This is a genomic window from Rhizobium acaciae, from assembly GCF_025941625.1.
In the GTDB taxonomy this organism is placed as follows: Bacteria; Pseudomonadota; Alphaproteobacteria; order Rhizobiales; family Rhizobiaceae; genus Rhizobium; species Rhizobium acaciae.
Genome location: NZ_JAPCZO010000030.1, coordinates 84,091 through 90,090 on the forward strand (window position 1 = coordinate 84,091; position 6,000 = coordinate 90,090).

Annotated in this window: 4 protein-coding genes; all 4 read right to left on the reverse strand. The window is 60.6% G+C overall.

The window, feature by feature from the left end:
• Nucleotides 1–339: 339 nt before the first annotated feature.
• Nucleotides 340–912, reverse strand: coding sequence for a CarD family transcriptional regulator (locus tag OLZ32_RS33805; protein WP_003543775.1), 573 nt, complete (start codon nt 910–912; stop codon nt 340–342).
• Nucleotides 913–1,305: 393 nt separating this feature from the next.
• The gene (gene fdxA, locus OLZ32_RS33810; RefSeq protein ID WP_003543777.1) at nt 1,306–1,644 is read right to left on the reverse strand and encodes a ferredoxin FdxA; all 339 of its coding nucleotides are present in this window, start codon (nt 1,642–1,644) and stop codon (nt 1,306–1,308) included.
• Between the two features lie 194 nt (nt 1,645–1,838).
• On the reverse strand, nt 1,839–2,243 hold the full coding sequence (locus OLZ32_RS33815) for an RNA-binding S4 domain-containing protein (RefSeq protein ID WP_003543779.1): 405 nt from the start codon (nt 2,241–2,243) through the stop codon (nt 1,839–1,841).
• Nucleotides 2,244–2,245: 2 nt separating this feature from the next.
• Nucleotides 2,246–5,494 carry a helicase-related protein gene (locus tag OLZ32_RS33820; RefSeq protein WP_264424679.1) on the reverse strand — a complete coding sequence of 1,083 codons (3,249 nt, stop codon included), beginning with the start codon at nt 5,492–5,494 and terminating at the stop codon, nt 2,246–2,248.
• Nucleotides 5,495–6,000 lie beyond the last annotated feature (506 nt).

Genomic DNA, 6,000 nt, shown 5'->3' on the forward strand with positions numbered 1-6,000 from the left:
AATAAAACTCATCTTCCGGAACATCGCTGTCCGGATGGAATGGGGTTCTGAATGCATAAAAGCCTCGCCCCTGGACTTTTCAGGGGGAGGCCCTATTTCTCATCATGTGCCGGTAAGACGGCTGGGCAGGATCTGTTTCTTCACCTTGCCGGATGGGCAATATAGAAAAGGCATGATCCGCTCCTCATCGAACATTGACGGAATAGCAGTTCGCCCGTGAGGCCATTGCCCGACGAGCAGTCCGCAATTACGTGTGATAAACGCGGCAGTCGGGAAAAAGTTCCAATAAAAAAACCCGGCTCGAAGGCCGGGTTTTTTGACAGAAAAACAGGGTCGCTTTTATGCGGCTTCGTCCTGTGAATCATCTTCTTCGATGGCCTTGCCGCGCTTCGGACCCTTGTTGAGATTGGTCTCGACGAGGCGGACGGCTTCGGTTTCCGACATCTTGTTGACCGCGGCGATTTCGCGCGCCATGCGGTCGAGCGCGGCCTCATAAAGCTGGCGCTCGGAATAGGACTGTTCAGGCTGGTTCTCGGCACGATACAGATCGCGCACGACCTCAGCGATGGAAATCAGGTCGCCGGAATTGATCTTGGCATCATATTCCTGGGCGCGGCGGGACCACATGGTGCGCTTGACGCGCGCCTTGCCCTGCACGACCTTCAAAGCACGCTCGACGAAATCCGTTTCCGAAAGCTTGCGCATACCGATGCTCATCGCCTTCGCGACCGGAACCTTCAGACGCATCTTGTCCTTCTCGAAATCGATAACGAAAAGTTCGAGCTTCATGCCGGCAACTTCTTGCTCTTCGATAGCGGTGATGGTACCGACGCCATGAGCGGGGTAGACGATCGATTCACCGGTCTTGAAGCCGTGACGTGCTGTAGAAGGTTTTTTCTGCTGAGTCGTCATTCTATTCAAAAACTCCCTGTTACGCTTCCGGCGGCGGCCGGAGCCGGGTCAGTCAGGCCCGGGTGAGACGGTAGTATCCGTCGGGTGACTTCACTCTGGTCCCATCGGGCAAAAGCAAAGACTTCTTGCGCACGATCTTGGGACCCGGCGCTCAAAGCGTTGATATGTCACGGAAACCGTGTACGGATTTGTTTTGCTTTCGTGATGGTTTTGGGCATGCGTCATGCCACAAATGGAACAGTAGACGAGACCTATCATAAAAATATGAGGAAATCAATAATTTGCTTCGCTTGAGTCATGCGGGCAACACATGTCACCCATATGCCTCACGCAGCTTTTAAAACGTTTCGCCCCGCGGTCGCCTGAATCCGGCGACCGAAATTAGGCACTGTCTCAATCGCCGGAGCCGGGCTTCTCTGAAAAATACTTCTCGAATTTTCCGGTCTCGCCATCCATGTCCTTGGCCTCGGGCAACGGATCCTTCTTGACCGTGATATTCGGCCAGATCGTGGCATATTCGGTATTGATTTTCAGCCATTTGTCGAGGCCCGGCTCGGTATCGGGCTTGATCGCCTCGGCGGGACATTCAGGTTCGCAGACGCCGCAATCGATGCATTCGTCGGGATGGATGACGAGGAAATTCTCGCCCTCGTAGAAGCAGTCGACAGGGCAGACTTCCACGCAATCGGTGTATTTGCACTTGATGCAATTGTCGGTCACGACATAGGTCATGAAGAACTCCAGGATTTCCATGCGGATGGGGCCGGGCAACCTGGAACGTCGCGCCTATCCCCGTGCCGGAGGCAAAGCGTGAGCAGGCTTGGGAGGCAAGCACGCTTCCGGCAGGTTGTCAGTGCACTATCGGCTTTAGCGCCGGATTTCAAGGATAAACGATCTGCAAAAGCCGCCGCCGCAGACAGAGTTTTCTAATCCTCGTCCGACATCAGCCTGTCGATCGCACGTCTTTCCTTTTTCGTCGGACGGCCGGCGCCGGTCGCGCGGATCGCCTGCTCGTAGGGCGTGAGACGTTTTGCCTCATCGGGTGGCGGGGATTGATCGTCGTAGAGCAGGCGCGCCTGCTCGTAAGGCCCCCGCCGTTCGCCGGCAAGGCGCATGACGAGAACGACATCGCGCCGCTCCAGTGTCAGCTCGATACGGTCGCCCGGCTTGATCATCTGGCTTGGATGGCTGCAACGCTCGCCGTTGATACGCACATGGCCCGATTGGATATGGCTCTGCGCCAGCGAGCGCGACTTCACCATGCGCGCGAAGAACAGCCACTTGTCGATGCGCTGGCGCGAACCGCTTGTCGGCTGTGTCTCCCCGCTCATGATTACTTCTTCATCTGCTCCTTGAGAGCTGCGAGCTTGGCGAAAGGCGAATCCGGATCGATCGGCTTCTCCTTGCGCGGCGGCTTGGCCTCGAAGCGCAACGGCTGCGAGCCGCCACGATTGTTGTTGCGATCGTTACGCTCGCCGCGATCCTTGCGATCGCCACGGTCCTGCCGGTCGCCGCGCGGCTGGTCGCCCTGTGGCTGGTTGTTGCGGTCGCCTCTTGCCTGCTGCGGCCGGCCACCATCGCGACCGCCGCCTTCCTTGCCGCGGTTCTGGCGATTGTTGTCGCGGCCGTCGCCGCCACGATTGCCCTCGCCGCCTTCACCGCCGCCCGGCCGGCGATTGCGGTCGCCGCGCTCCTGGTTTTGACCGCGCTCCTGGCCCTGGCCGCCACGGCGTTCGCCATGCCCGCCGCGCGCCTGGCGTTGATTGTCGTTGCGACCGCCAAGACGCCACAGAAGAACCGGCTTCGGTTCCGTCGGCTCGCCGGCTTCTGCTTCCTCGGGAGCGGATACCGCTTCGGCAGGAGCAGAGGTTTCTTCGGCAACCGAAGCTTCCGCGGGCGCGGGTGCCTCGATCGCTTCGGCCGGAGCGAGGCTTTCGACCGCTTCCGTCACTGGCGCGTCGGCGACCGCCGAAGCCGCCTCAGTTGCGGATGGTTCGGCAGCAGTCTCTTCCGCGGCGCCATCGGCATCGTCGTGATCAGCCTTCTCGGCTGTCTCTTCCGCAGGCGTTTGTACGCTGGCGGCAGGCACTGAGGCCGCATCCTGCGCCGCAAGATGGACTGATGCTTCTTCCGCCTTCACGGCATCGGCGCGATAGCCGAGACCCTTGAGGATTTCTTCCATGTCCTCGAGCGTCGCACCGAGGATCGACAGCATCGCTGTCGTCGTCGTGAAACGACGGCCATCATAGGCGCCCTCCGGGCGGTTGTTCTGACCGGGCTTCCATTGCAGCAGCGGACGGATGATATCGGCAAGCCGTTCCAGGATGTCGATGCGCACGGCGCGCTTGCCGAGGAAACGGAAGCCGGCGAGCTTGTAGAACATCCGCTCATAGCTCGGATCGGTGACTACGGAGGTGCGGCCGGCGGCGAGCACCGGAATGAGATCGCCGTAGCCCGGCTTGTCGAGGCCATCGTTCTTCAGCGCCCAGAGCAGCGTGATGAGTTCGGCCGGCGCCGGCTTCAGAAGTGCGGGAACGAAGATATGATAGGCGCCGAAACGCACGCCGTAGCGGCGCATGGAGGCACGGGCCTCCTGGTCCAGCGACTTCACCTCCTCGGTCACGTCGCGGCGGAACAGCACTCCGAGATTCTCGACGAGCTGGAAGGCAAGCCCCTTGGCAAGACCCTGCAGGTCTTCGGCGCGCGACAGGTCGTCGAGCGGCTTCAGCACCGTGCTGATATGATGATTGACGAAGCGCTCGATGCGGGCGGCGACGTGATCGCGGGCATTACCCGTCAATTGTTCGTCGGCCAGCAGGATCACGCGCGGACGCATGATGTGATCGCTGCCCGAAAGCCGCGCCACCGGGTCGCCCAGCCAACGGATCAACCCATCCGAACCGATCACCAGATCGCTGTTGCCGGCGGCATGCATCCGGGCCGCGCGGGCTTCGAACTCGAGCCCGAGCGCCTTCTGCGACGCAGCCTGAACCGCCTTGGCATCCGGCCCGTCCGTTCCCGCCACCGGCGTGAAACGGAATCCGCTCAACTGCCCTACATGATGTCCTTCAACGAAGACATCGCCATTCACACTGATTTCAGCTTCCAGCATCGCATTCTCTCTCAGGCGCTTCATGAGCACAGATGTCCTGCGATCAACAAAGCGTTTCGTCAACCTTTCATGTAACGCGTCGGACAATCGATCTTCGATTTCCCGCGTCTTTTCCTGCCAGTGTGTCGGATCGGCAAGCCAACCGGGCCGATTCGAAACGTAGGTCCAGGTCCTTATCTGCGCGATTCGCGCCGAAAGCGTGTCAATTTCGCCATCTGTTCGATCGGAGCGATGAACCTGCTCCGCAAGAAACTGCTCATTCACCGTGCCATAGCGGACGAGATCGGAAAAGAGGGTCGAGATAAGATCGGCATGTTGTGCTGGGGTGATACGCCGATAGTCGGGAAGCGCGCAAGCCTCCCAGAGTTTTTCGACGCGCGCCGGCCTGTCGGCGAGATCGATGACCTCGGGATAACGCGAAAGCTGTTCCAGCGCCTGCTGGTCGACCGCAGGCAGCGCCCGCGTCAGCCCCGGCACGCGCGGCCCCGCTTCAAGGCTGGCGCGCAGCGACGCGATTGAGGAGAAGTCCATCTCCGTCGTCCGCCACTGCAAAACCTTGACGTTGTCGAATTCGTGTCCTTCGATGCGCTGCACCAGCTCGTCGTCGAAGGGCGAGACTTGCCCGGTGACGCCGAAGGTCCCGTCCCGCACATGCCGCCCGGCGCGCCCGGCGACCTGGCCGAGTTCGCCCGGATTGAGATTGCGGAACTGGTAACCGTCGAATTTCCGATCCTGGGCAAAGGCGACGTGATCGACATCGAGGTTGAGGCCCATGCCGATCGCATCGGTCGCCACCAGATATTCGACGTCGCCCGCTTGATAAAGCGCCACCTGCGCATTGCGGGTGCGCGGGCTGAGTGCGCCGAGCACGACCGCAGCGCCGCCGCGCTGCCGGCGGATGAGCTCGGCGATGGCATAGACCTCGTCGGCGGAGAAGGCGACGATGGCCGAGCGCTGCGGCAGCCGTGTGATCTTCTTCTGCCCGGCATAGAAAAGATGCGAAAGCCGCGGCCGCTCGACGATAGTGATGCCGGGCAAGAGCTGCTGCAGGATCGGCCGCATCGTCGCCGCACCGAGCAGCAGCGTTTCCTCGCGGCCGCGAAGATGCAGGATGCGGTCGGTGAATATATGGCCGCGCTCGAGATCGCCGGCGAGCTGCACCTCGTCGATCGCGACGAAGGCGGCCTTGGTCTCGCGCGGCATCGCCTCGACCGTACAGACGGAAAAACGCGCATTGGGCGGCGAAATCTTTTCCTCGCCGGTCACCAGCGCCACGTTGTGCGCGCCGACCTTCTCGACCACCCGCGTATAGACCTCGCGCGCCAGCAGCCGGAGCGGCAGGCCGATCACGCCGGTCCCGTGCGCGACCATGCGCTCGATGGCATAATGGGTCTTGCCGGTATTGGTTGGTCCAAGCACCGCGGTCACACCGCGCCCACTCAGAATCATCGGCTGCGAAGTCAGAGTCATGGGTCCATGCAAATGAGGCGGGGTGGCCCCAGGAAAATCTCGGCTCCTCGATGGAAGCTGGACAACACATGGACAGCTGTTGCCGCAAACGCAAGGGCAGATTTCAAAATGGCTCGGGGATTACGACCTTTGCGAGTCTCGCGGAACGCCCGAATTTCCGATTCGGAACAGCGTGAGAACGAATCAGCGACGAATCGATGACTCACACTGATTCAGCTTTTGTTCACGGCTAAGTGTTGATTTTGAATCGCTTTTTCCCACTAGATGCTGAATCGTGAGACTCTCTCCTGTTCGCATTTCGCCGTCGCGAGTGACGATCTTCGCCCGATTTTGAACAGGCAGAAATGCGCCCGAAATTAACCTCCCGACCAAAGCCTGAACGAATCGGAGACGAATCGCTCACGCCATCGTTTTCGCCTTTCGTTCACGGCCATATCTGGTAGCGCTACTAGACCCGGGCACGAGATGCGGATCGGCGGCAGAGCCATTCGCCCCGCTCCGCCGCA

Bases quoted from the DNA above. Each gene is read 5' to 3' on its own strand.
- OLZ32_RS33815 (WP_003543779.1), bottom strand. From the start codon at position 2,243: ATGAGCGGGGAGACACAGCCGACAAGCGGTTCGCGCCAGCGCATCGAC.
- OLZ32_RS33820 (WP_264424679.1), bottom strand. From the start codon at position 5,494: ATGACTCTGACTTCGCAGCCGATGATTCTGAGTGGGCGCGGTGTGACC.
- fdxA (WP_003543777.1), bottom strand. From the start codon at position 1,644: ATGACCTATGTCGTGACCGACAATTGCATCAAGTGCAAATACACCGAT.
- OLZ32_RS33805 (WP_003543775.1), bottom strand. From the start codon at position 912: ATGACGACTCAGCAGAAAAAACCTTCTACAGCACGTCACGGCTTCAAG.